This is a genomic window from Pseudomonas sp. IT-P100 (genome assembly GCF_949767185.1).
GTDB lineage: Bacteria > Pseudomonadota > Gammaproteobacteria > Pseudomonadales > Pseudomonadaceae > Aquipseudomonas > Aquipseudomonas fluorescens_B.
Genome location: NZ_CATKQK010000015.1, coordinates 45,631 through 72,482, shown reverse-complemented (window position 1 = coordinate 72,482; position 26,852 = coordinate 45,631). Strand labels below are relative to the sequence as shown.

The window sequence follows — 26,852 nt, the reverse complement described above, 5'->3', positions numbered from 1 at the left end:
ATCGCGAGCTGCCTCGCTCCCACAGGTGATCTTGCGTTCACTCAATCAGTGTGGGAGCGAGCCTGCTCGCGATGACGCTCGCACAAACGACTAAATTCTGGCCTTGGCCACTCGTTCTTCCCAGATAGCAAAGGCTCCGCGCCTGCACCCTCGACGGCGAACCTGACTGAGATGGCAATGACAAAACCTCGTTCGAAAAAGGCTCTTTTCATTGGCCTGCCCCTGGCGCTGGCCATCGCCGGCGCGGCAGGATTTGCGGCCTGGGACTATTGGCTCAACGACAACCCCGGCTACCCGGTCGCGGTAATGAAACAGGCCGATGAACTGCAAGAGCGCATCCTCTCGTTCGACAGCCACATCACCGTCCCGATGGATTTCGGCACCGCCGAAAACGAGGCCGACAAGGACGGCAGCGGCCAGTTCGACCTGGTCAAGGCCGCACGTGGTCGCCTGTCAGGCGCGGCGCTGACCATTTTCGGCTGGCCGGAAATCTGGAACGGCGATAACGCCCCGCATCGTCCAACGGCCGGGTTCATCGACGAAGCCCGTCACGAGCAGGAAACCCGCTACAAAATCATCAACACCCTGGTGCGCGACTTCCCCAATCAGGTCGCCATCGCCTACACCCCGGACGATTTCCGGCGCCTGCACGGCGAGGGCAAGTTCGCCGTGTTCATTAGCATGCTCAACGCCTACCCGCTGGGCAACGACGTCGACGCGCTGGACAAGTGGGCCGCCCGCGGGATGCGCATGTTCGGCTTCAGTTACGTGGGCAATAACGCCTGGGCCGATTCGTCCCGGCCGCTACCGTTTTTCAATGATTCCCGTGACGCCCTGGGCGGTTTGTCGGCGCTGGGCAAGCAAGCGGTGCATCGCCTGAACGACCTCGGCGTGATCATCGACGTGTCGCAAATGTCGACCAAAGCGCTTGAGCAAGTCAGTCAATTGAGCCGCGCGCCGATGGTCGCCTCGCACTCGGCGCCACGGGCGCTGGTGGACATCCCGCGCAACCTCAGCGACCAGGAAATGCAGCTGATCAAGAACAGCGGCGGCGTGGTGCAGATCGTCGGCTTCCCGACCTACATCAAGCCGTTGAGCCAAGACACTCAAGACAAACTCAACGCCCTGCGCGCCCGTTTCGACCTGCAACCGCTGCAAGGCCTGGAGATGGCGCTGATGCCGGGCGACCCGGTGATCACCGTGTGGTCGGAACAGCGTTTCGGCGAATACGCCAGTCAGCTCTACGGCATCATCGATGAAGAACCCAAGGCCATGCTCAAGGATTACGGCGACGCCATCGACTATGCGGTAAAGAAAATCGGCATCGATCACGTCGGCATCAGCTCCGACTTCAACGACGGTGGCGGCCTGAACGGCTGGAAAGACGTGAGCGAGGCACGCAACGTGACCGCCGAGTTGATCAGTCGCGGCTACAGCGAGGCCGACATTGCCAAGCTCTGGGGCGGCAATTTCCTGCGGGTCTGGGACCAGGTGCAGAAGTCTTCCCGGCCTGTCGCCAAACACTGACATTCACCTTTGCCAAGCGAACCGAATTCATGACCAACCGTCGTACCTTCCTCAAGCAGGCTGGCGTTATCGCGGCCGGCATCCCCCTGAGCTCCGCCGTCAGCCTGCCCGCGCTGGCCGCCATGCCGGCGCCGCTGCCCAAAGACAAATGGGCGCAGTTCCGTCAGCTGTTCGACCAGGACCCCGATTACCTGCACTTCGCCAACTTTCTGGTGACCTCACACCCCCGGCCGGTGCGCGAGGCGATCGAGATGCACCGCGCCAACCTCGACCGTAACCCGGGCCTGGCGATGGACTGGCATCGCGGTGAGACCGAACGCCGCGAAGAAGAAGTCCGCGTGTGGGCCGGCCGTTACCTGAAAACCAAGCCGTCGCAGATCGCCCTGACCGGCAGCACCACCGAAGGTCTGGCAATGATTTACGCCGGCATCCATGTGCGCCCGGATCAGGAAATCCTGACCAGCGAACATGAGCACTACGCCGCCAACAGCGTGTTTGAATTCCGCACACAAAAGGACGGCACCCAGGTTCGCAAAATCAAATTGTTCGAAGACCCGTCCAAGGTTTCGACCGACGAAATATTGGCTTCGATTGCCCGCAACATCCGCCCCGAAACCCGCGTGCTCGGCATGACCTGGGTGCACTCCGGCAGCGGTGTGAAGCTGCCCATCGGCGAGATCGGCAAACTGGTCGCCGAGAAAAACCGCGACCGTGAGGAAAAGGATCGCATCCTTTATGTGGTCGATGGCGTCCACGGTTTCGGCGTGGAAAACCTCGATTTCCCGGACATGCATTGCGACTACTTCATCGCCGGCACCCACAAATGGATGTTCGGCCCACGGGGCACCGGGATCATTTGCGCGCGCTCGGACGAGATGAAGGACATCACGCCGACCATCCCGACGTTCTCGGAAGCCACCACGTTTTCGACCGTGATGACCTACGGCGGCTATCACTCGTTTGAACACCGCTGGGCGCTGACCGAAGCGTTCAAATTGCATCTGGACCTGGGCAAGGCCGAGGTTCAGGCGCGCATTCACGAGATCAACAGCTACCTAAAAAGGCGCTTGCAGGAACATTCGTCGGTGGAGCTCGTCACGCCGCTGTCGCCCGAGTATTCCGCCGGCTTCACGTTCTTCCGGATCAAGAACCGCGACTGCGAGGAAGTCGCCAACTTCCTGATGGACCAGCGCGTGGTCTGCGACGCCGTCGACCGCGATGTCGGCCCGATCATTCGTCTGTCCCCGGGCCTGCTCAACACCGAGGCGCACATCGACCGCGTCATGGCGCTGTTGGCCAGCACACTCTGAAACACCGATTTCCTTTAGCGAGAATGCTTATGAAAAACATCCTGCACAGACTCGGAGCGCCGAGCCCGCAATGGCGGGCGCTGACCCTGCTGGCATTGCTCGGCACCGCGTTGCCCGGCGCAGCCCTGGCTTCCACTGCGCCGCTGCCGGGCACAGTGTTCAAGGACTGCCGCAACTGCCCGGAAATGGTGGTGCTGCCTGCCGGCACCTTCACCATGGGCACGCCGGAAGGTGAAGTCGGTCGCGAGCCCGATGAAGGCCCGATGCATGAAGTGACGTTCGCCAAGCCGTTCGCCATGAGCCGTTACCAGATCACCGCCGGTGAATGGGACCAATACATGAAGGAAACCGGGATCACCCTTCCCGATGGCGACACCCGCCCCGGCCGCGAGTGCATCAACAGCAAGCCACGTTATCCACAGGGCCCGCGTCAGCCGGCGGTGTGCATGAACTTCGCCGAGGTCAGCGCGTATGTCGCGTGGCTGTCGCTCAAGACCGGCCAGCATTACCACATCGTCAGCGAGGCCCAGCGCGAGTACGCCGCCCGAGCCGGTTCAACGGGGCCGTTCCCGTTCCCGTTCGACGAAGGCACCGAGTACAGCATCGCCACCCATGCCAATACTTACGGGCCAACCGACGGCTACAGCTACACCTCCCCGGCCGGCAGCTTCCCACCCAACGCCTTCGGCCTGTACGACATGCACGGCAACGTCTACGAGTGGATCGCCGACTGCGAACACAGCGATTACGTCGGCGCCCCCACCGATGGCAGCGCGTGGGTCGAACCCAACTGCGAAGCCCTGCAGATTCGCGGCAACGACTGGGGCGAAGCGCCGGTGTTCTCGCGTTCCGGCAACCGCAACAACATCTACCCGCAAACCCGTGGCGACTGGATCGGTTTCCGTGTGGTGCGCGAGCTGCCGTCCAAAGGCTGAGCCCCTCCCCCTACGGCCGCCGCCAGTCGGCGGCCGTCTAAATTAAACGCCTGACCACACGTTCTACTGGGTATGCCTCACGACCCAAGGGACCGTCCTCAAATGCATTTCCTCAAGACCCAGCCTGCGCGCGGTGCAATTCATGAATTGTTCACCCTCCTGAAACCGTTCCGGCTGGTGGTCAGCCTGTCGATCATTCTGGGCATGGTGGGCGGTCTGAGCGTGACGGTGCTGCTGGCCACGATCAACAACGCGCTGCATTCGCAAAGCGGCCTGACCCAAAGCGTGGTTGCGCTGTTCGGCGGCCTTTGCCTGCTGGCCCTGGCGAGTTCGATCTGCTCGGACATCGGCACCAACTATGTCGGCCAGCACATCATTGCCAAGCTGCGCAAAGAGCTGGGGGAAAAGGTTCTATCGGCCCCCATCGAACAGATCGAACGCTATCGCAGCCACCGCTTGATCCCGGTGCTGACCCATGACGTCGACACCATCAGCGACTTCGCCTTCGCCTTCGCGCCGCTGGCCATTTCCCTGACCGTAACCCTCGGTTGCATGGGCTACCTGGCGCTGCTGTCGTGGCCGATGTTCCTGATGATGGTGCTGGCGATTGCCATCGGCACCGGCATCCAGTTCTACGCACAGGGCAAGGGCATCAAAGGCTTCATGGCCGCCCGCGACGCCGAAGACGAATTGCAAAAGCACTACAACGCCATCGCCGGCGGCGCCAAGGAACTGCGCATTCACCGTCCGCGCCGCCAGCGCATGTTCACCTCGGGTATCCAGGGCACGGCCGACTTCATCTGCAACACCCAAGTGCGCTCGATCAATACCTTCGTGATCGCCAAGACGCTGGGGTCGATGCTGTTCTTCGTGGTCATCGGCCTGGCGCTGGCCCTGCAATCGTTCTGGCCGAGCGCCGACAAGTCGGTGATGAGCGGCTTCGTCCTGGTGCTGCTGTACATGAAAGGCCCGATCGAGCATCTGGTGGGCACCTTGCCGGTGGTCAGCCGGGCGCGGATTGCCTTCCGCCGCATCGCCGAACTGTCGAACCAGTTCTCTTCGCCCGAACCGCACCTGCTGCTCAACGATACCGGCAAGAAACCTGCCGTGGTCAACAGCCTGCAACTGGACAACGTCAGCTATGCCTTCCCCGCCGCACCAGGCAGCGAAGCGTTCCGCCTCGGGCCGGTGAACCTGACCATCGAACAGGGCGACATCATTTTCATCGTCGGCGAAAACGGCTGCGGCAAGACCACGCTGATCAAATTGCTGCTCGGCCTGTATGCGCCGCAACAGGGCGCCATCCTGCTCAACGGCGACAGCATCGACGCGCAGAACCGTGACGACTACCGCCAATTGTTCACCACGATTTTTGCCGACTACTACCTGTTCGATGACGTGGTGCAGGGCGACCAGCACATCCCCGAAGACGCCAACACCTACCTGCAACGTCTGGAAATCGCGCACAAGGTCAGCGTCAAGGACGGCAGTTTCACCACCACCGACCTGTCCACCGGCCAGCGTAAACGCCTGGCGCTGGTGAATGCCTGGCTGGAGGAACGGCCGGTGCTGGTGTTCGACGAATGGGCGGCCGACCAGGACCCGACCTTCCGCCGGATCTTCTACACAGAGCTGCTTCCGGACCTCAAGCGCCTGGGCAAAACCATCATCGTCATCTCCCACGACGATCGCTATTTCGACATGGCCGATCAGCTGGTGCGCATGGAGTCGGGCCGCGTGGTGACGGAGCGGGCAACCGCCTGAGTTCGGCTGAAATCGCATCGCCCGACGATTTTTCGGAGTTTGTTTTCCGGTTTCACCGCGGCGACGCGTCTAATAATAATTATCATTAACTAAAAAACTGCACACCTCAGGAGCGATTTGAGCAATGCAAAGCCCTACCCTGTCCCGCGCGCCATTGGCAATGGCCATCGCGTCGCAAAAGAAATTCCGAACAGTCGTACCGGGTGCGTTGCTGACCCTGTTGCTGCTGGGCACGTCTGAAGTCCAGGCAGCGCCGGTGAACGTCAACGTTCCTTCGCAGTCGCTGGCCAGCGCCCTGCAGCAACTGGGTCAACAGACCGACCTGCAAATCCTGTACAGCCAGGACATGGTCAACGGCCTCAAATCGACGGCGGTCTCCGGCAATCTGGAGCCGGAACAGGCATTGAACACATTGCTGCTGGGGAGCGGCATTACGTTTCAACTGACTGGCAACACTGTCTCGCTGGTTCCAATTGCGGGAAACTCCAGCGCGCTGCAACTGGGCGCGACCGCGATTTCCGGCGTGGCACCGGGGCCGACGACTGAAGGCACGCATTCCTACACGTCCGATGAAGTCAGCATCGGCAAGGGCAATATCAAGCTCAAGGACATCCCCCAGTCGGTGTCCGTCGTCACGCGCCAGCGCATGGACGACCAGAACATGAACAGCCTGCAAGACGCGATGCGCCAGGTCACCGGTGTCACCATCAAGACGTACAACTCCGGTTCCAGCCTGAACGACGTCTACATGCGCGGCTTCCTCGTCGACCAGGTGCAGGTTGACGGCGTGTCGCAACCGACCGGCCAGGGCGACATGGGCACCAGCTTCGACCTCGCCATGTACGACCGCGTCGAAGTGCTGCGTGGCCCGTCGGGCCTGTATCAAGGCGCTGGCGAACCCGGCGGCACCATCAACGTGGTGCGCAAGCGCGCCCTGAACAAATTCGCCCTCGGCGGCGAACTGGGCGCAGGTTCCTATGACCACTACCGCTCCATGGTGGACGTCACCGGCCCGTTGAACGATCAGGGCACCGTGCGCGGTCGCTTCATCACCGCTTACGAGAACAACAAATCCTTCGTCGACTCCGCCCAGAACGAACGCCCGATGGTCTATGGTCGCCTGGAATTCGACCTCGACCCGTCCACTACCCTGTCGGTCGGCGGCGCCTACCAGCAAAACCACTCCACGCCAGCGTTCGGTTTGCCAGCCTTTGCCGACGGCAAGTTGCTGGACGTGTCGCGCTCGACCTTCGTCGATGCCAAGTGGAACACCCTGAACGAGAAAGTCTGGGAATCCTTCGCCGAGGTCGATCATGCGCTGGACAACGGCGGTCAGTTCAAGACCACCGTCACCTACCGCGACGCTGAAACGCCGCAGCGAAACTTCACCTGGGCAGACGGTACGGTCGATCCGGCTACGGGTGATAGCTCGGCCGTGGCGTACGACTACTACACCCACATCAAGACCATCGGCGTCGACAGCTTCGTGACCACGCCATTCGAGTTTGCTGATCGCCAGCACGAGTTCACCGTGGGCGCCGAGTATCAGCACTTGGACAAAGACTTCGAATACGGTGGCGGCGAGTACTTCCCGATCAACGTCTACAACCCGGGCAGTATCGATATTCCCAAGAACGACTATGAGCGGGTCAACGGTAACTGGTCCAAATCCGACCAGTACGGCCTCTACACCCGCGCCAAGTTCAACGTCACCGACTGGCTCGACGTGATCGGTGGCAGCCGCGTGACCTGGTACGAAAGCGACGCCAAGAACGCCAATGCCTTCTTCAACAATTTCGGCGAGGCCCACACCAGCATCAACCGCAAGGTCGTGCCGTACGGCGCCATCATCGCCAAGCTGACCCCGGAACTGTCGGCCTACGCCAGCTACACCGGTGTGTTCAAGCCACAAAGCGAACTCGGCAGCGACAACACGCCCATCGGACCGCGAAAAGGCAAGCAATATGAAATCGGCCTCAAGCGCGAATTCTACGACGGCCGCCTGAACGCCAGCATCGCGATGTTCCGCATCTACGATGAAAACCGCGCCGAGTTCAACGCCGATACAGGTGGAAACGAAGCACAAGGCAAGGCACGCAGCCAGGGCTGGGAAACCGAGTTGAGCGGTAACCTGACCGACAACTGGAGCATCGTCACCGGCTACGCCTTCACCAGCACCAAATTGGTGAAATCTGACGACGCCACCGAAGGCAACACCTTCAGCACCATCACGCCTAAACACAACTTCAACCTGTGGACCAAATACGACTTCACCGATGGCGCGCTCAAAGACTTCAGCGTCGGCGGCGGCGTGCGCGTGGTCAGCAAGACCTGGTACCAGCGTGATGTGCGCTTCGAACAAAGTGGCTACGGCATTGCCACCGCGCAGGTGGGCTACAAGTTCAACGAGAACCTGTCGGCGACACTGACTGGCAACAACCTGTTTGATCGCAAGTACTATGATCGCGTGGATGGGTCGTGGGGGACTAACTTCTATGGGGATCCGCGGAATTTGACCCTGACGTTGCGGGCTCAGTACTGAGTTTCGGGATCGTCAAAAAGCTACATACCACCGGGCCGCTTGCGACCCGGTTTTGTTTTTGGGGTTGGATGTGTTGGAGCGGGATAAATCCTGGTGGAGGGAAGTGTTTTTCTTTCGACGGCAATCAATTTGTTGCTGGAGCGTTTTTATCTATCTTTCCGTAGTAAGCAGCAGTCAGGTCTTCATGCTCGCTGATTAGTTTGAACAATTTCTCTCGAACATCAAAAAGTTTTCCCGCCACGTCTTCGTTCTCCATTTTCAATGACAATTTGAACACTGCCTCACAATAAAGAAGAATCGCGTTTGTAGCCAAATAATAGGCAAACGATGTTTTTTCAGCGTTGTAACTGTTAAACATTTTCTGCCTGAATTGAACTGGCACAAACTCAACGTACGTAAGATTGTAAACATCTTCAGAAAACCCGTGCACGGCATTAGACGAAGGTGCGAATAACACATGATAAAGATTTTCGATTCCGACAGCTCTGAAGCGAGCACGCGCGTCGGGCCACCCTTTCACATTCGGGTCGTTGAAGAACGTCAGAAAGGTTTTGGCTGTCTTTAGCGTTTCGAGAAAAGTGTTTGCCCGGTCTTCGGCAACGCTATCCCTCTCAATAACTGAATACTTAAGCCATTTCTCTCCTCTTTCCCGAGAAGATGTCACATAACTTTTTAGCAGGGATTTGGCTCTGAACGTATCGTCCTCGCCACAGATATACATGACATTTATTGCGTTTTCGATAGCAACCCTGGACAAGGCTTCCACTGAAGAATATAAGCCTTTCGACAACGACGATATTAGGCTGCTATTAAGGTCTTCTAAAATCTCCAGAAGGCTTTGCGCCTGAATTTTAATCAGGAATGGAAGCGGATTATCATGTCCCACATGTAAATCCTCGACACTACCTGTAACTTCATTGAAGTACACTCCCAGGTTTTCAAGGTGCTTTTTATGTTCAAGATGTTCTTCTGAAAATTTTTGCAGGTGCTCGATAAAGGTTTGTTCTTCATTCATCATTAATTCCCCACGCAACGGTTTTCAAACTGATTGTTTGCAGAGCAGAAGCGTGAACTACTGCTCCAACCCCTTTTCCATGATGATCGTGCGCTCGGTGCCGTGAAATTCGTCCCGCACTTTTTTGAAGCCAAGCGATGCGTAAAAGCCTTCTGCGGTGATTGAAGAAGGAACGCGCAGAAATTTGACTTCACCGCTGGCGGCGGTTGACTGAATCATCACCATCAACTGTTTTCCGATACCCTGCCTCTGATAGAGCGGGTCGACGAATACGCTTCGAACAACGTCCTTATTAAGGCTGGCGGTTGCAACAACGTGATGGTCGACTGTTGCCACGTAAACCTGGCGTTGAGTCAGTAAGCGAAGAATGGCCTCCGGGGAGAAGCTTTGTTCCACTTGTTCGATGATTGCTGCCGTGTAGTCCTGGGCGTTGGTTTCGCGTAGCGCGTCAATAATGACTCGGCTTATGGCGGTTGCATCTTCGCTTGTGGCGATTCGAATCAGGCAGTCCATATGAGTGCGTCTTTCCGTGTATTTGCTGATCGTAAAGGGAGGTGGCGAACCGATATTCAACCATCATCACGCTTGTGGCGCTTTGATTCGATCAGCGCTCGCATCTCAGTCATCACCTGTGCGGGGACGTTCAAGCGTGGATCATCGAGCGAAGTTTGCACCCTGGCACGGAACCAACGGTTATAGCTGACGGCTTGCTCTTTGGTTTCGAACGCTGAAACGATAGGGGAAAAGTCGGCGCTAATAGTCACCTCCGGTGAGACGAAGTACACCTCTACCCGCGAATAGGGGAGCCACCACGCTACACGCCGAACTTCCGACCGCCAAGCCTAAAAACATGTCGGAAATTTCCCCGATATTTACGCGATTTACCTCGGGTGTAAGAACCGTGCAGCCGCTTATTAATGCTGTTCGGCATAGTTTGTTTAAGCGGCCTACAGGTTACTTCGTGAAAGCTACATCACCTTGCGTCGTTGCCTACAGGTACGCCAGAATCCGCCGGCTTGTGCGTCATGGGTCCTCTCTATAACTTTATTCCTGTCACTGCCCATCAGTGATCGGGTTTAGTAGCCCGAGGCTTAATCTAAGACGTACAACGCGCTATCAATCAGGTTTACTCCTGCATTTTGATGGTAGCTGTACGCAGGGTGCCCTCGGGCACGCCGGCTTCTTAGATTCCCCGGTCTACTAACCTGCGTACAGCTGCCACCCCTTCTTTTAGTAGAGAAGAGGTTCCGGCCCACAACAGGAATCTAAATATGCCCAAGGTCACACCAAACCCGCCGGAAACCGATCCGGCCTCCCCCAAAGAAAACCTCGACTCACCCACCGCCCCCACTCCTGATTTCCAACCCTCAATCGCCGACATCAAACCCACCCCGCGCACACTCAGCACAATGTTCATCGTCAATCCGGAATTCGATATCGAAACCCTGCTGGGTTATGCGTGTGAATCGCTGGCCTCGGCCGAGGTGATGGCCAATGATCTGGCTGATCATATGACGGGGTCGTCGCGCAATTCACTGCTGGGCATTTCGCAGGTGATCATGCTGGCGGAGTTGACGGTGAATCGGGCATTGGACCATCTGGATCCGATAGAGGACACGCATTAGTCCGGTGACATGATCGTTCCCACAGAGCGTGGGAACGATTCCTGCCCCTCAACCCAGACTTTCAGTAATCTGCCCCGCCAGTTGCTCCAGCATCCCCGGCACTTCCTGAACCATCTCCCCCATCCGCGCGAAGTCGTGGGTCATGCCCGCTTTCACGTCCAGCACCACAGGCTGCCCCGCCGCACGCAATTTTTCGGCCCAGGCCAGGCCTTCGTCGAGCAGCGGGTCGTATTCGGCCAGCCACAACACCGTCGGCGTCAGACCTTGCAAGGTCTCGGCAAACAACGGTGAAAAGCGCCAGTCGCGGCGATCATCGGCGTTGCGTTGATACTGCTGGTAGAACCATTCCAGCGTGGTCGCTTCCAGCAGATAGCCTTCGGCGAAACGTGCGAGGGACGGGCGTTTTTCCACGGCGTCGATCACCGGGTACAACAACGCTTGCAGCCGTGGCGTCAGCGGCCAGGCTTGTGGATTCTGCGCGATGGCGATCGACAACGAGGCCACCAGGCTGCCACCGACGCTGTCCCCCGCCAATGCGATGCGCGTGGCGTCCAGCCCCAAAGCACTGGCGCCGGTAGTCGCAAGCCAGCGTGTCACGTCCTCGGCATCGTGGTAAGCGGTAGGGAAACGGTGTTCCGGGGCCAGTCGATAATCCGCCGACAGCACCGCAAAACCACCCGCCAATGCCAGGCGCCGGCACAGGGTGTCATGGGAATCGAGGCTGCCGACCACGTATCCGCCGCCATGGAAATACAGCAGCACCGGACGCTCCTGCGTGCCCAGCGACGGGCGAGCGTAGAGGCGCGCGTTGAGCAGATGGCCGGCGCGGGCCGGAATGCTCACCGCAGTCACGGTCAGCGCGCCCATCGGTGCAGCATCGAGCAGCTGCGAGGTTTGCTCGAACTGCTGGCGCGCGTCGGTCGGACTCAGCTCGTGCATGGGCAGGCTTTTTCCGGTGAGGCGGCCGAACTCGGCCAGTTCCAGAAAACCTTCGATGTCCGGGTGCAGTGCCATGGGCGGTCGTCTCCAAAAAATAAAAAGCTCGCCCTATAAACGAACGGTGAAGGCCGTTCATTAGGGCACACAAGCGCAATGCTCTTCTGTGGCGAGGGAGCTTGCTCCCGCTGGGCTGCGCAGCAGTCCTTTTTTGGGGCCGCTTCGCGACCCAGCGGGAGCAAGCTCCCTCGCCACATGTTTTTTGCATGCCTCGATATTTTTCTTGAGCGTTACGGCTGTGACACCACCTCCCGATCAAGTACCGCGACCACGGCACTCAGGCATTCCTCCCGTTGCAGGATATCGAAGTGGCTGGCGGTGACGGTTTGCACCTTGCGCAGCCGCGGTTGCTGACGTTCCAGCGTCGCCCGTTCGGCGGTCGGGTTGCCATCGGCCCACCAGCAGCACAGTTCGGCGTGCGGCAGCGGCAAGCTCTCGACCTGCCGTGACAACGCCTTCAAGCGGGTGCTGACCATGAACGTCTGCGCCAGCTCATCGGCACCGAGCAACGCGTAGCCGCTGGCCTGCTCGCCCTCGGTGTCGATCACGGTGCGAATGATCCGCGCAACCGCGTCCTGATCACCCGCAGTTTCGACACTCAATGCCCGGGCTACGACATCACTGTCCATGTTCAAGGTTGCGCCGAGGAACTCGCTCAGGTCCGCGCGCCACTCATCGACACTGGCGACGGCGTTGGCCTGGGTCGGCACAAAACTGTCCACCAGACCGACGAACGCCACCCGCTGGCCCTGCTGCTCAAGCAGGTTGCCGACCAGCAACGCCAGCGCCCCGCCCAACGACCAGCCCAGCAAGTGATACGGGCCTTGTGCCTGTTTGCGGCGGATTGCTCCGACGTAGTCCGCGGCCATCTGATGCAGCGAGGTGTCGTGCCACTGGCGGTCGAGCAGCATGCGGCATTGCACGCCGTACACCGTGCGCTGGCCTTCGAGTCGACGGGCCAAAGGCTCGTAGTCGAACACCGTGCCGAAACCGGCGTGCAGACAGAACAGCGCCGGCAAACCGTCCACGGGCTGGTTCAAGAGCAACAGCGGTTCAGGGCTCTGTTTGACCGGTTGCTCATCGACACCGGACAACCCGGCGATGGTCGGCTTGGCCATCATGTCGCGCAGTTTCAGCTGGAAGTCCGGCTCATTCAGCGCCCGCACCTTCGAGATCACCTTGAGGGTGCGCAGCGAATCACCGCCCAACTCAAAGAAATTGTCAGTGATGCCGACTTTGTCGACGCCGAGCACTTGCTGCCAAATTTCGGCCAGCGCCCATTCCAGCGGCGTGCGCGGGGCCACGTAGTCGCGGCCTTCGAAGGTCGGATCGGGCAATGCCTTGCGATCGAGTTTGCCGTTCGGTGTCAGCGGGAAGCGTGGCAACACCACGATCTGCGTCGGCACCATGTAATCCGGCAGGCTTTCACGCAAGGCTGCCTGGCAACGCAGGCCCAGACCGTCGTCTTCGGCCGCAACCACATAACCCACCAGTTGCGGACCCAGGCCGCTGTCACGGACCACCACCAGCGCGTCATTGACTCCGACTTGCTCACGCAAACGGGCTTCGATTTCACCCAGTTCGATACGGAAGCCGCGCACTTTGACCTGATGGTCGATGCGCCCCACGTAATCGAACACGCCATCCTCGCGGCGGCGCACCAGGTCACCGGTGCGATACAGGCGACCACCGTCGCGACTGAACGGGTCGGCGACGAAACGCTCGGCGGTTTGCCACGGGTGACGGTGGTAGCCACGCGCAACGCCACGACCGCCGATGTACAACTCGCCGACCATGCCCGCCGGCAATGGGTTGAGGTCCATGTCCAGCACATGCAGGCTGCGAGTGCCGACGCGGCGACCGATCGGCGCGTACATCGCCTCGCAGTGGCCGTCGGCAGCGATTTTCCACAGCAACGGCGTGACCACGGTTTCCGTCGGGCCGTAGCCGTTTACCAGGAATTGCGGTTTGAGCCTGTGCTTGACCCGCTCGAACGTGGCGTCCGGCACCGCATCGCCACCGAAGCAGTAGATGCGCACCGGCGGCGGATCACCGCCCTGCAACTCGGCGTGTTCGGCCAGTTGCAACAGGTACGCCGGCGGGAAGCAGGCGACGCTGATGCGTTGACGGTGCAACACCGCCAGGGTCTGCTCGGCGGTCCACAGCGTGTTGTCACGGACCACCAGGGTCGAGCCGCTGATCAGCGCGGTGATCCAGCGTTCATGGGCGCCGTCGAAGGCGAACGACATGAAATGCAGTTCGCGATTGCCCGGGGCCATTTCGTACAGCTCGGCAATCGCCTGCACGTGCATGCTCAACGGCCCGTGGGCCACGGCGACGCTTTTCGGTTTGCCGGTCGAGCCCGAGGTGTAAATCAGGTAGGCCAGTTGCTCGGCGTGGACGTTGCTTTGCGGTGCCGACACTTCGACGTCGAGGTTCAAGCGATCCACGGCGACCATCGGCGTGCCCGGATTGAGTTGCGCGGTGTCACGCAAACGCTCCTGGGTCAGCAGTAAACGCATGTCACTGTCGGCCATCATGTAGCGCAGGCGTTCCTGCGGGTATTGCGGGTCCAGCGGCACGTAAGCGGCGCCGCACTTCATCACCGCCAACAGCGACACCACCAGTTCCAGCGAGCGTTCCATGAACACGCCGATCACGTCTTCGGCCTGCACGCCCTGCTCCAGCAGGTGCACCGCGAGTGCGTCGGAACGACGATCCAGCTCGGCATAACTCAAGCGTTCAGCGTCGTGGTCGGCGTAGCTGAGCACCAATGCGGTGTGCTCCAGTTGCAGGCGCGCCCGCTCGCGGATCAGTTCGTGCACCGGCCGTTCGTGGTCGTCGGCCAGCGTCGGCAGTTCGCCGTCCAGTTGCCGGCCTTCGTCCAGCGTCAGCAAGCCCAACTCGCCCACTGCGCGCTCGGCGTTGTCGCACAGACGCTGCATCAGGCTTTCCATGTGACTGCGCAAAACCTCCACGGTGGCCAGGTCGAACTGATCGCGCGGGTGCATGTACTCGATGCGCAGCCCTTCATCGAGGCTGACCATCAAGTCCATGGCGAAGCTGGTCAGGCCGAAGTCGGAGACGTCTTCGAAGCGCAGCGAATCGCCGTTCCACTCACGCAACGTGCGGTCCACCGGCTGGTTTTCGAAGACGATGATGCTGTCGAACAGCGACTGCCCGCCCTGCCCGGCCCAGCGTTGAATATCGCTGAGCGGAGTTTGCTGGAAGTCACGGATGTCGAGGTTGTAGGCCTGGATTTCGCGCAGCCAGTCACCGACGCTCGCTTCGGTCGGCACGCTGTTGACCACCGGCAAGGTGTTGATGAACAGCCCCAACATGTTCTCCGAACCGTTGAGGGTTTCCGGGCGGCCCGACACCGTGGCGCCGAACGTCACCGTGCGTTGACCGGTGTAGCGCTGCAACAGCAACAGCCACGCGGCTTGCACCAGGGTGTTGAGCGTCACTTGCTGTTGCTGGGCAAACGCCTGCAAACGCGCGGTTTGCTGCGCATTCAGGTGCGTGTAGATCGCGTGATAACCCGCTTGCGGCGCCTTCACCGGCAATGCGCGGGCCAGGTGCGTGGCGCCTTCGAGGGCGGTGAGTTTGCCTTTCCAGAACGCCTCGCTGGCCTCGGCCACTTGTTGGCCGAGCCAGTCGATGTAGTCGCGATACGCGGCCACCGGTTCCTGCGCGTCGCCGCTGTAATGCCGCAGCACTTCACCGATCAGGCGCGATACGCTCCAGCCATCCATGAGGATGTGATGGTAGGTCCAGATCAGCCGATAGCGGTCGTCTTCCAGGCGTACCAGCAGCAATCGCAACAACGGCGCACGGTTCAGCGAGAAGCCACGTTCACGTTCATCGCTGGCCAATTGGCGTACACGTTCGACCTGGTTATCCACACCGCGCCAGTCCAGCTCGGTCAGCAGCGCCGGCGCCTGGCGCAGCACCACTTGCAGCGGCTCCTTGTCGCCCTCCCAGAGGAACGCGGTACGCAGGATCGCGTGGCGCTGCGCGGCGTCGGCCCAGGCTTCGCGGAAGCGCGGACCGTCAACGCCACGCACGCCCACTTCGATCTGGTTGACGTACAGCCCCGAATCACCGTCCTGCACCGAGTGGAACAGCATGCCCTGCTGCATCGGCGACAGGGGATAAACGTCGTCCACTTCGTCTGCCGTCAATTCCAGCGCCTGATATTGCGCTTCGCTCAGTTCGAGTTTCAGCGCTGGTGCAACCACCACCGGCGCCGATTCAACGGCGTCCACAGTCTGGGCAACCGTCGCCAGTTCAGCGATGGTCGGGTGGCTGAACACGTGTTTCGGCGAAATGCTCAGGCCGGCCTTGCGTGCACGGCTGACCGCCTGGATCGATACGATGGAATCGCCGCCCAGTTCGAAGAAGTTGTCCTCAATACCGACCGGCACTTCGAACAAGGCCTGCCACACGTCCTGCAGCGTCGCCTCCACGGCATTGCGCGGCGCGACGTATTCGCGCACCTGCTGATCGGGTTGCGGCAAGGCGCGGCGATCGAGCTTGCCGTTTGGTGTCACGGGCAGTTGCTCAAGCAACAACACATGGCTCGGTTGCATGTGCTCGGGCAACGCGTTGCGCAGGTGCTGCTTCAACGTATCGAGCACCAACGACTGGCCCACCACGTAAGCCACCAGCTGTTTGGATTTACCCACATCCAGCGCGATCACCACCGCCTCGCGCACCTGTGGATGTTCCAGCAGGCAGGCTTCGATTTCGCCCAGTTCGATGCGCAAGCCGCGGATCTTCACTTGATGGTCGATGCGGCCGACGTACTCGATCACGCCGTCCTCGCGATAACGCGCCAGGTCGCCGGTGCGGTACAGGCGCTCGCCCTTTCCGCCGAACGGGCTGGCGACGAAACGCTCGGCCGTCAAGTCCGGACGACGGTGGTAACCCCGCGCCAGACCGATACCGCCCAAATACAGTTCACCGACACAACCCGGCACTTGCGGTTGCAGGCTGTCGTCGAGGATGTAGGTCACCAGGTTGGCGATCGGGTAACCGATCGGCACGCTGATCGAACCGTCATCGACGCACGTCCAGTGAGTCACGTCGATGGCGGCTTCAGTCGGCCCGTACAGGTTGTACAAACCGACGCCGGGCAGCACGCGGAACAGGCTGTTCTGCAAATCCGCCGACAGCGCTTCACCGCTGCACAGGATCTGCCGCAGGCTGGCGCAACGTTCAAAGCCTTCGCCCTGGACAAACGCCTGCAACATCGACGGCACGAAATGCAGGGTGCTGACCTGATACTGCTCGATCAGACGCACCAGTTGCGCCGGGTCGCGATGGGCGCCGGGCTCGGCGACTGCAAGGCGTGCACCGACCATCAGCGGCCAGAAGAACTCCCACACCGACACGTCAAAACTGAACGGCGTCTTTTGCAGCACCGTGTCGCGTCCGTCCAGCGGATACGCGCCCTGCATCCACTCAATGCGGTTGTACAACGCATCGTGACGGTTGGCCGCGCCCTTGGGTTTGCCGGTGGAGCCGGAGGTGTAAATCATGTACGCCAACGATTGCAACTCGACCACGCACGGCAGGTTTTCGTCGCTCAAGCCTTCGACCAGATGAGCACTGTCGTCCAGGCAGATTGCCGTGGTGCCGGCCGGAATCGGCAATTGCGCCAGCAGATGACGCTGGGTCAACAGCACGCGCACGCCGCTGTCTTCGAACATGTGCTCCAGGCGCTCGCGCGGGTAGTCCGGGTCCAGCGGCACATAGGCACCGCCGGCCTTCATGATCGCCAGCAAACCGATCACCAGTTCCAGCGAACGCTCGGCGGCAATCCCCACCAGCACTTCGGCGCCGACGCCTTGGGCACGCAGGTAGTGCGCGAGGCGGTTGGCCTGTTGGTTGAGTTCGCCATACGTCAGGGTCTGACCGGCGAACACCAACGCCGCAGCGTCCGGAGTTTTCAGCACCTGGGCCTCGAAGCACTGGTTGACCGGACGTACGTCGGGCCAGGTCACGGCGGTGTCGTTGAAGCCTTGCACTTGCTGCTCGGTCTGCGTGGCGTCGAGCAGGCTCAGACGGCCCAGGGCTTGTTGCGGCTCACGAACCATCGCATCGAGCAACGCCACCAGACGAGTGCTCAGGCTGTCGATGGCCTCAGCAGTAAACAGCGCCGTGTCGAAATTGAAGCGCAGGTCCAGGCACTCGCCAAGCTCGGCGGCGATGGCGAGCGGGAAACTGGTCTGATCGTGATGGCTGATACCGGAAAACTTCAGCGTGCTTGGATTTCCGCCCTCCAGCGCCTCGGCGACCGGGTAGTTTTCGAACACCAGCAGCGTGTCGAACAGCGCCTCGCCGGAATGCCCGGCCCAGCGCTGCACATCCGCCAGCGGCGTGTATTCGACATCGCGCAATTTGAGGTTGAGCGCCTGCACCTCGTCCACCCATTGGCTGACCGTGCGCTCGGGGTGCGGCGTGGCGATCACCGGCAAGGTGTTGATGAACAGACCGACTTGCTGCTCGATGCCCTGCAACTCGCTCGGACGCCCCGACACCGTGGCGCCGAACGCCACCGTGCGCTGACCGGTGTAGCGCTGCAACAGCAACAGCCACGCCGCTTGCAGCAAGGTGTTCGGCGTGACGCGGGCCTGCCGGGCAAACCCGCTCAGGCGCTCGGTGGCCGCCCGGTCCAGGCTCAGATGAACGGTGCGATGACCGTCGCCCTGCCCTGCGACCGCTCCCGGCATCGCGCCGGCCAATCGCGTCGGTTCGTTGAACGCTTGCAACTGCTCCAGCCAGAACGCTTCGCACGCGGCGCGATCACGCCCGCCCAGCCACGTCATGTAATCGCGATAACGACCGCCACTCGCCACTGGCATCACACCGGAATAACGCTGCAGCACTTCGCCGAACAACTGCGAGGTGCTCCAGCCATCCAGCAGAATGTGGTGGTTGGTGAAGATCAGGTGATGGGTGTCGTTCGCGGTCTGCACCAGGGTCAGGCGCAGCAACGGCGCCGCCGTCAGGTCGAAACCGCGCAGGCGATCGTCCTCGGCCAGACGTTCCAGGGCCTGCCTCTGATCCGCTTCACTGCGCCAGTCGAGCACGGTCAACGGCAACGTGGCGTGGGCCAGAATCACTTGCAGCGGTCGCGAGCCATTGCTCTCGCTGAAGAACGCGGCGCGCAGCACTTCATGGTTTTCCAGCGTCTGCTGCCAGGCGCTGCGGAACGCCTCGACCTCAATGCCCTGCACATCCACGCGCATTTGCGGAATGTAAGCGCCGGCATCAGGGGCGAACAGACTGTGGAACAGCATGCCTTCCTGCATCGGCGACAGCGGGAAGATGTTTTCGATTTCACGCGCCGCCAGCGGCAGTGCATCGAGCTGTGCCTGATCGACACTGACCAGCGGCACATCACTCGGCGTCAGGCCACCGGCACCGCTGAGGCAGTGTTCGATCAGCTGTTGCAGCTCGGCGGCATAGGCCTCGGCCAGACGCTGCACGGTGTGCTCGGCGAAGACTTCGCGGCTGAAGGTCCAGCTCAGGCGCAGTTGCCCCGCGTAGACCTGACCGTTAATGCTCAGGCCACGGTCCAGCGAGGCGGAAGCACCTTGCTCGGCGCCACCGTGTTCCCGGGCCGGACGCCACGGTGCCTGCTCATCGAAGCTGGCATCGAACTGGCCCATGTAGTTGAAGGTGATTTGCGGCTGCGGCAACGCCTCAAGACCGGCCTGAGCCAGATAGCGCAGGATGCCAAAACCGATGCCTTTGTCCGGCACCGCGCGCAGCTGTTCCTTGACCGCCTTGATGCTCCCGGCCAGATCGCCGGCCGGGGTCAACTTGACCGGGAAGATCGAGGTGAACCAGCCCACGGTGCGGGTCAGGTCGATGTCGTCGAACAGGTCTTCGCGGCCGTGGCCTTCCAGTTTGACCAGGGTTGATGGCTGGCCAGTCCAGGCCCCCAGGACTCGCGACAACGCCGTCAGCAACAGGTCGTTGACCTGCGTGCGATACGCCGCCGGAGCGTCTTGCAGCAGTTGGCGGGTGAAGGTGCTGTCGAGCACGGTTTCCACGCTCACGGCATGTTGGCTGGCCAGGCTGCCCTGTGGATTATCGGCGGGCAGGTCCACCACCACGTCGTGGTATTGGCGCTGCCAGTAATCCGCTTGACGCGCCAGCTCGGGACTTTGCGCATGGGTTTGCAAACGCGCCGCCCAGGCCTGATAGGCGCTGGATTTGGCCGGCAGGCGCAGGGGTTGCGCCTGACGCGCCTGGTCGTAGGCTGTTTGCAAATCTTCGAGTAGCAGACGCCAGGACACGCCGTCCACCGCCAGGTGATGCACCACCAACAGCAAGCGTTGGCCGTCCGCGGCCATGTCCACCAGCAAGGCGCGCAACAGCGGACCATCTTGCAAACTCAGGCTGGCTTGTGCGGCGTTGCAGTGATCAAGCAGCTCATCGGCGTTCGTGGCCTGCCGCTGCCACAACAGTTCGGCGCTGTTCCAGTGCTCGGCCTGGGCCTGCTGCCACACGCCATCCACCTGATGCAAACGCAGGCGCAACGCGTCGTGATGCTCCAGCAGCGCGGTCAATGCCTGTTGCAGGCAGGCGCTGTCCAGAGGCTCGCGAAGCTCCAGCAGCACCGACTGGTTCCAGTGGTCCCGGGTTTCGATGGTCTGCTCGAAAAACCAGTGCTGGATCGGTGTCAGCAGCACATCGCCGCGCACCGGGCCCTGGTCGATGACCAAACCGGCGCTGCGCTGGGCGACCTTCGCCAGACTTTCCACGGTCTGGTGTTGAAACAGATCACGCGGGGTGATGCGGATCCCGGCCTGACGCGCACGACTGACCACCTGAATCGAGATGATCGAGTCGCCACCCAGTTCGAAGAAATTGTCGTCGATGCCCACGCGCTCAAGCTTGAGCACGTCTTGCCAGATCGCCGCCAACGCGGTTTGCATCTCGTCCGCTGGCGCCGTGTAAACCTGCTGCGCCAGCGTGGCGTCAGGCTTGGGCAACGCGTTGCGATCAAGCTTGCCGTTGCTGGTCAGCGGCCAGTGATCGAGCTTGAGCAAATGCGCCGGCACCATGTAATCCGGCAGGCCCGCTTGCAAGTGCTCGCGCAACGCCTGGCGCAAATCGGCGACGTCCTGGGTGACGGTAAACCACGCGACCAATTGCTGGCTGCCATTGATCTCGGGCGCCAGCACCAGCGCTTGCTCGATGGCCGGATGGCTTTGCAGGCGGTCCTGGATTTCTCCCAGTTCGATGCGGAAGCCACGAATCTTCACTTGATGGTCGATGCGTCCGGCGTACTCGATGCTGCCGTCGGTGCAATAGCGCGCCAGATCGCCGGTGCGATACAGGCGCGCCCCCGCCTCGCTGGCAAACAGGTCCGGGACAAACCGCGTGGCGGTCAAATCGGCGCGCTGGTGATAACCCCGCGCCAGGCCGGCACCGCCGACGTAGAGCTCACCGACGCAACCCTTGGCCACCGGGTTCAGGCGCGGATCGAGCACGTACCAGCGCAGGTCGGCAATCGGCTCGCCCAACGGCGAACTGTTGACGCCGTCAAGGTCGGCGCGGGACAACGGCCGGTACGTCACGTGCACGGTGGTTTCGGTGATGCCGTACATGTTGATCAGCAACGTCTTTCGGTCGTCGAACACGTCGTACCACGGACGCAGGCTCGCGACGTCCAGTGCCTCGCCGCCAAACACCACGTAACGCAGGGCCATGCCCTGGGCATTGGCGCAGGCAAATGGCATCAGCTGGCGGAACGCCGACGGTGTCTGGTTGAGCACCGTAACCTGTTCATCGCACAGCAGGCGGGCGAAATCTTCCGGGGATCGGCTGATGGCGTGCGGCACCACCACCAGCTTGCCGCCGTAGAACAGCGCGCCAAAGATTTCCCACACGGAGAAGTCGAAGGCATAGGAATGGAACAGGCTCCAGACATCGTCCGCGTTGAAACCGAACCCGTGTTCGGTGGCGCTGAACAGGCGGGTCAGGTTGCTGTGGGGCAGCAGCGTGCCCTTGGGTTTGCCGGTGGAGCCGGAGGTGTAGATGACGTACGCGAGGTTTTCCGGGCGGGTCAGGTTCGGCAGGTTTTCGGCAGATACTTCGTTGAACCAGTCATTGGCGTGATCCAGGCAAATCACCTCGATGCCTTCGGACAACGGCAGTCGCGGCAACAACGCGGAGTCAGTCAGCAACAGGCGCGTGCCGCTGTCGGCCAACATGTAGGCCAGACGATCCTGCGGGTATTCCGGGTCCAGCGGCACATAAGCGCCACCCGCCTTGAGGATCGCCAGCACGCTGACGATCATCTCCAGCGAGCGCTCCAGCGCGATCCCCACCAACACGTCCGGACCAACACCGCGTTCGCGCAGACGCTGGGCGATGCGGTTGGCCTGTTGGTTCAGTTGCGCGTAGCTGAGGGTCACGCCGTCGCAGGTCACCGCGATGGTGTGCGGGTGCGCGGCGGCCTGGGCTTCGATCAGTTGATGCGCGCACAGCGTGTGCGATTGGCCGGCCACGTTTGCCGGGGCGCTGCGGTTCCAGTCCAGCAAAGTCGCTTGTTGCTCGGTTGGCGCGAGCATGCGCAGGTCGGCCAACGCGACCGAGCCGTCGGCGCAAATCGCCTGCAACAGGTTCAGCCAATGCCGCCCCAGACGCTCGATGGTCGCGGCGTCGAACAATTCGGTGGCATAGACAAACGAGGCGCGGATGCCGTCGTCGCTCTCCACGGTGTCGAGCATCAGGTCGAACTTGGTGGTCTTTTCATCCCAGATCAGCGGTTCGACGCTCAGGCCCGGCAAGTCCCAGCGCTGCTGGCCACCGGCATCGCGCTGGTGGTTGAACATCACCTGGAACAGCGGCGTGTGACTCAGGCTGCGTTCGACATCGAGCCCGTCGACCAGTTGCTCGAAAGGCAGATCCTGATGCGCCTGCGCACCCAGTGCCGCGGTTTTGACCTCGGCCAGCAATTGCAGGAATGGCTGATCGGCATGGGGCTGGGTACGCAGCACTTGGGTGTTGACGAAAAAGCCCAGCAGGTTCTCCACGTCCTGACGGGTACGGTTGGCAATCGGCACGCCGACGCGAATGTCCTGTTCACCGCTGTAGCGATGCAACAGGGTTTGCAACGAAGCCATCAGCACCATGAACAGCGTGCAGCCTTCGCGACGAGCGAGATCCTTCAGGTTGATCGCTAGCTCGGCCGGCACCTTCAGTTCGACGCTCGCGCCCTGCTGGCTCGGGATCGCCGGGCGACGACGGTCCGCCGGCAGGTTCAGCGGCGGATGCTCACGGCCCAGTTGTTCACGCCAGTACGCCAGCTGACGTTCGGCTTCGCCGGCCTCCAGCCACAGGCGCTGCCAGCGGGCGAAATCGGCGTATTGAATCCCCTGCTCCGGCAGTTGCGGCGACTGCCCCGCGCTCAGTTGCGCATAGCGTTGAGTGAATTCCTGCAACAGGATTGGCAGCGAACCGCCGTCAGTGACGATGTGATGGAACGTCAGCACCAGCACATGCTGCTGCGCGTCGAGGCGGATCAACCGGCAGCGCATCAACGGACCGTGCTGCAAGTCGAACGGCTGCTCGGCGTTGAGACCGACCTGACGTTGCAGTTCGGTTTCGTCAGCGGCGTCGGCCTCGATCAGCGGTGCGTCCATCTGCGGATGGATTTTTTGCAGCACCTGCTGCTCGTCGAAGACGAAGGTGGTGCGCAACACTTCGTGGCGCTGCACCAGCGCGGCGAGGGTTTGTGCCAGCGCTGCACGGTTCAGCTCACCGTTCAGGCGAAAGGCACCGGTCAGGTTGTACGCGGTCGCCTGCGGCTGCATCTGCCACAGAAACCACAAGCGCTGCTGCGCGTACGACGCCGGTAACGTGTCCACCGCCGGGTCCCTGGGCGGGATCGGCAGCAGTTCCAGGGTCAGGCCTTGCGCGTGCATCTTTTCTTGCAAGGCACGCCGCGCCTCCAGGCTCAAGCCGCAGAAACGCTGGGCCAGGGTCATCATTCTGTCCGGTGCAGCACTCATCGCGTGTGTTCCTCATCCACTTCGTCGAACAACGCTTCCAGCGCGTCTACATCGTTTTCTTTGTGTTCACTGTGCTGACGGAACCGCTCGATTTCCGCCGCCAGGCGCTCCAGCGTGTCGCCCTCGAAGAACAGCTTCAGCGGGATCGCCAGGTTCAGTTCTTCCTGAATCCGCGCGCGAATCCGCGTGGCCAGCAGCGAGTGGCCGCCCAGCTCGAAGAAGCTGTCGTGCACGCCGACCCGCTCCACGTGCAGCGCTTCGGCCCAGATCGCCGCCAGGACTTTTTCCAGGTCGGTGCGCGGGGCGACGAAGGCACTGCGGCGTACGTCGAGGTCGAGCAAGGCCTGGCGATTGAGTTTGCCGTTGGGCATCAGCGGGAAGCGTTCCAGCACCTGCAAGCGAACGGGCTGCATATGCTCGGGCAGTGCTTCGCCGAGATGGCTACGCAATTCGTTGAGGCGGATGTCGGCGGTGTCGGCCGGGGAAATCACGAAGCCCAGCAGTTGCGGGCCGGTCGGCGTTTCACGGGCGATGACCGCGGCGTCTTCGATGCCGGGGGCGCTGCGCATGGCGGATTCGATCTCGCCCAGCTCGATGCGGAAACCGCGGATTTTCACTTGATGATCGACCCGCCCCAAATACTCCAACACACCATCGGCGCGGTAGCGTGCGAGGTCGCCGGTGCGGTACAGGCGTTGGCCGGCCTGCTTCGCAAACAGGTCGGGGATGAAGCGTTCGGCCGTCAATGTGGCGCGCTTGAGGTAGCCGCGGGCGATGCCGGCGCCGCCGACGTACAGTTCGCCTTCGACGCCCACGGCCACCGGCATCAGGTCCGGGCCGAGCACGTGAATGCGCATGCCCGGAATCGGCGGGCCAATCGGGATGGTGTCGTCATCCTGACCGAGCGGCAGTTCCCACGCCGAACACCAGACCGTGCCTTCCGTCGGGCCGTATTCGTTGACCAGCGCCACCTGCGGCAAAGCCTCGCGATGGCGTGCGACCAAGGCATTGCTGCACGCTTCGCCGGCCACGATCACACAGGCCAGGGCATGGCTGTCGAGGTGCTCCAGAATCTGCGCGTGGTAGGACGGCAAAGTCAGGTAATGGGAAACTTCTTCACGCTGGATCAGCGCCGCCAGCAGCGCCGGATCCTTGTAGCTGTCTTCGTCCGGCAGGCACAGGGTCGCGCCCTGCCCCAACGCCCAGAAAACCCCGGCCACGGAGCTGTCGAACGAGAACGATGAGAGCATCAGGAAGGTGCGCAACGGCTGACGATAGAACGCGCTGCGTGCGAGGGTCGAGGCCACCGCGTTGGCGTGACTGATCATCACGCCCTTGGGTTTGCCGGTGGAACCGGAGGTGTAAATGACGTAGGCCAGATGGGCGCTGTCGCCCAGCGGACATGGCTGCTCTTGTGACGCGGACCAGACCTCGGCATCGACCATCAGCGAAACCATCCGTTCGCTGTGCAACGCTTCCGGCAGCGGCTGGCAGGCCAGCACCTGACGCGCGGCGGCGTCCTGCAACATGAACGTCAGACGCTCGATCGGGTAGTTCGGATCGAGCGGCAGGTAAGCGGCGCCGGCCTTGAGCGTGCCGAGCAAAGCAATGACGATTTCCAGCGAACGCTGACCGTAGACCGCAACGATTTCGTCCGGCGCCACACCTTGGGCGCGCAAGGTATTGGCCACCTGGTTGGAGCGTGCATCCAGCTCGGCATACGTCAGACGCTGGCCATTGACGCTCACAGCGATACGCTGCGGATGCAGGCAAGCCTGTTCGGTGAACAGGTCTTGCAGGTAGCGGCACGGCAATGCCTGCTCGGCGGACAGCGGGTTGAAGTCTTCGATCAAACGGGTCATTTGCACCGCGTTGACCTGAGTGGCCTGGCCCAGCGTCAGCTCCGGCGAAGTCAGCAACTGGCGGCTGAATTCGACAAACTGCTCCAGCCAGGCGGCGAGCATCGACTCAGGCACCGCGCCGGCCAGGCACGACAGCTGCAATTTCTCACCCTGAACCCGCAGGCGCAGGACTTCCGAGTTGGCGTCGTCCACTTCGATGTTCGTGTTCTCATCGGCCTGAAACACCAGGCCATAACGCAGTGGCGCCGTGCCTTCGGCGCTCAGCTCGAACTCGTTGAGGCAATCGAGCCAGGACAGCGATTGCTCGACGCTGGCCGCAAACGAGGCCAGCGCTTGCGCCAGGGTCTCGTCGCGGCGATTGTCGAAGGCCACCGGCAAACGCCGGGCGAAACGCCCCAGGGTCGCGTCGGTCTGCTCGTTGCGCCCTGCCACTTCCCAGCCCATCAGCAACTTTTCCTGGTTGCCGATGCGCGCCACGAATGCACTCCACAGCAACAACGCCACGCGCTGCGCTTCGACACCCTGAGCGGCGGCCACGCGCTGCACATCGGCCAGCCATGCCGCGTCGTCGAGCGTGGCCTGATGGCGAGCCAGCGTCACTTCAACAGTCTTTTCAAACGGCAGATGATGGGCCAGCGCGAACTGCTGTTGCAGGTTGCGCCAGAACACGGCGCCTTGAAGGCCGATGTCTTCTTCGCGCAGTTCTTCCTGCCATGCGGTGTAATCCAGGTACTGCAGATCTTCCTGATTGTCGGCCAGTGTTTCGCCGCGCAACAGGCTCGCCAGCTCCGCCGACAGCACCCGCAGCGATACTTCATCAAGACTGCTGGCCGGCGCCAGCAGTGTGACGAAATGCTGACCTTCTGCGGTTTGTACGGGCGTCACCACCAACACTCGAGCCGGATCGTCAGCCAGGGTTTCACGGCCGCGGCGCAGGGCTTCGGCCACCGAAGACACGCTGCCCGACAACGTCACCGGCAGCTCATCGCACAGGCTTTGCACAGGCCACTTCATGCCCGGCAATCGGCGATAGACCGTGCGCAGGGTTTCATGGCGCTGACCCAGCTCGTCCAGTACAAGGCGCAAGGCCTGCGCGTCCACAGCCTGGGCGACCGGAACGGTCAGGGCGGCGAACAAGCTCTGTCCGCCCAGCTCCTGAGCGCGCAAATAGAAGGCTTGCTGGGCCGAAGTCTGGAAAACGTCTACCGAAGGTTCGAGGGCGGTGGTGTTCATGTCGA

The 26,852-nt window shown here is 61.6% G+C and carries 12 protein-coding genes; 6 read left to right on the top strand and 6 right to left on the bottom strand.

Features of this window, described 5'->3' with window-relative positions:
* The first annotated feature begins 177 nt into the window (after nt 1-177).
* From pvdM to ACM6IQ_RS14805, 5 genes are all read left to right on the top strand, one after another.
* Entirely contained in the window at nt 178-1,527 is a 1,350-nt protein-coding gene (gene pvdM / locus ACM6IQ_RS14825) for a pyoverdine-tailoring dipeptidase-like protein PvdM (protein WP_414879178.1), read from the top strand.
* A 29-nt stretch (nt 1,528-1,556) separates the two neighbouring features.
* A complete protein-coding gene (locus ACM6IQ_RS14820) occupies nt 1,557-2,837 on the top strand; it encodes an aminotransferase class V-fold PLP-dependent enzyme (protein ID WP_414879177.1) in 1,281 nt (426 codons plus the stop codon).
* 29 nt (nt 2,838-2,866) lie between these two features.
* Nucleotides 2,867-3,772, top strand: a complete 906-nt coding sequence (locus ACM6IQ_RS14815) for a formylglycine-generating enzyme family protein (RefSeq protein WP_414879176.1) — start codon at nt 2,867-2,869, stop codon at nt 3,770-3,772.
* A 102-nt stretch (nt 3,773-3,874) separates the two neighbouring features.
* Nucleotides 3,875-5,536 carry a cyclic peptide export ABC transporter gene (locus tag ACM6IQ_RS14810; protein WP_414879175.1) on the top strand — a complete coding sequence of 554 codons (1,662 nt, stop codon included), beginning with the start codon at nt 3,875-3,877 and terminating at the stop codon, nt 5,534-5,536.
* A 124-nt stretch (nt 5,537-5,660) separates the two neighbouring features.
* Entirely contained in the window at nt 5,661-8,078 is a 2,418-nt protein-coding gene (locus ACM6IQ_RS14805) for a TonB-dependent siderophore receptor (RefSeq protein ID WP_017337600.1), read from the top strand.
* A gap of 124 nt (nt 8,079-8,202) precedes the next feature.
* Here the strand turns inward: ACM6IQ_RS14805 and ACM6IQ_RS14800 are convergent, their stop codons facing one another.
* Genes ACM6IQ_RS14800 through ACM6IQ_RS14790 form a run of 3 tightly spaced genes read right to left on the bottom strand, consistent with a single transcriptional unit; the run spans nt 8,203 to nt 9,851 of the window.
* On the bottom strand, nt 8,203-9,093 hold the full coding sequence (locus ACM6IQ_RS14800) for a DUF5677 domain-containing protein (protein WP_414879174.1): 891 nt from the start codon (nt 9,091-9,093) through the stop codon (nt 8,203-8,205).
* 57 nt (nt 9,094-9,150) lie between these two features.
* Nucleotides 9,151-9,606 (bottom strand): GNAT family N-acetyltransferase, encoded by a 456-nt coding sequence (locus ACM6IQ_RS14795; protein WP_414879173.1) that lies wholly within the window; start codon nt 9,604-9,606, stop codon nt 9,151-9,153.
* Between the two features lie 56 nt (nt 9,607-9,662).
* On the bottom strand, nt 9,663-9,851 hold the full coding sequence (locus tag ACM6IQ_RS14790) for an antitoxin (protein WP_414879188.1): 189 nt from the start codon (nt 9,849-9,851) through the stop codon (nt 9,663-9,665).
* A 513-nt stretch (nt 9,852-10,364) separates the two neighbouring features.
* On the opposite strand from ACM6IQ_RS14790, the gene ACM6IQ_RS14785 reads away from it, so the two are divergent.
* Nucleotides 10,365-10,718: a DUF6124 family protein gene (locus ACM6IQ_RS14785; protein WP_017337595.1), complete on the top strand. Its 354-nt coding sequence runs from the start codon at nt 10,365-10,367 to the stop codon at nt 10,716-10,718.
* Nucleotides 10,719-10,766: 48 nt separating this feature from the next.
* On the opposite strand, the gene ACM6IQ_RS14780 is transcribed toward ACM6IQ_RS14785, so the two are convergent.
* The 3 genes from ACM6IQ_RS14780 to ACM6IQ_RS14770 form a co-directional block, all read right to left on the bottom strand.
* Complete coding sequence (locus ACM6IQ_RS14780; RefSeq protein WP_414879172.1) at nt 10,767-11,732, bottom strand: alpha/beta hydrolase; 966 nt, start codon at nt 11,730-11,732, stop codon at nt 10,767-10,769.
* A 212-nt stretch (nt 11,733-11,944) separates the two neighbouring features.
* Entirely contained in the window at nt 11,945-23,752 is an 11,808-nt protein-coding gene (locus ACM6IQ_RS14775) for an amino acid adenylation domain-containing protein (RefSeq protein WP_414879171.1), read from the bottom strand.
* Complete coding sequence (locus ACM6IQ_RS14770; protein ID WP_414879170.1) at nt 23,749-26,847, bottom strand: non-ribosomal peptide synthetase; 3,099 nt, start codon at nt 26,845-26,847, stop codon at nt 23,749-23,751. The genes ACM6IQ_RS14775 and ACM6IQ_RS14770 overlap by 4 nt, the downstream gene beginning before the upstream one ends.
* Between the last annotated feature and the right edge of the window lie 5 nt (nt 26,848-26,852).

Excerpts from the sequence above, each read along its gene's own strand:
- ACM6IQ_RS14795 (WP_414879173.1), bottom strand. The coding sequence starts at position 9,606 with ATGGACTGCCTGATTCGAATCGCCACAAGCGAAGATGCAACCGCCATA.
- ACM6IQ_RS14775 (WP_414879171.1), bottom strand. The coding sequence starts at position 23,752 with ATGAGTGCTGCACCGGACAGAATGATGACCCTGGCCCAGCGTTTCTGC.
- ACM6IQ_RS14785 (WP_017337595.1), top strand. The coding sequence starts at position 10,365 with ATGCCCAAGGTCACACCAAACCCGCCGGAAACCGATCCGGCCTCCCCC.
- ACM6IQ_RS14815 (WP_414879176.1), top strand. The coding sequence starts at position 2,867 with ATGAAAAACATCCTGCACAGACTCGGAGCGCCGAGCCCGCAATGGCGG.
- ACM6IQ_RS14810 (WP_414879175.1), top strand. The coding sequence starts at position 3,875 with ATGCATTTCCTCAAGACCCAGCCTGCGCGCGGTGCAATTCATGAATTG.
- ACM6IQ_RS14800 (WP_414879174.1), bottom strand. The coding sequence starts at position 9,093 with ATGAATGAAGAACAAACCTTTATCGAGCACCTGCAAAAATTTTCAGAA.
- ACM6IQ_RS14805 (WP_017337600.1), top strand. The coding sequence starts at position 5,661 with ATGCAAAGCCCTACCCTGTCCCGCGCGCCATTGGCAATGGCCATCGCG.
- ACM6IQ_RS14780 (WP_414879172.1), bottom strand. The coding sequence starts at position 11,732 with ATGGCACTGCACCCGGACATCGAAGGTTTTCTGGAACTGGCCGAGTTC.
- ACM6IQ_RS14820 (WP_414879177.1), top strand. The coding sequence starts at position 1,557 with ATGACCAACCGTCGTACCTTCCTCAAGCAGGCTGGCGTTATCGCGGCC.
- pvdM (WP_414879178.1), top strand. The coding sequence starts at position 178 with ATGACAAAACCTCGTTCGAAAAAGGCTCTTTTCATTGGCCTGCCCCTG.
- ACM6IQ_RS14770 (WP_414879170.1), bottom strand. The coding sequence starts at position 26,847 with ATGAACACCACCGCCCTCGAACCTTCGGTAGACGTTTTCCAGACTTCG.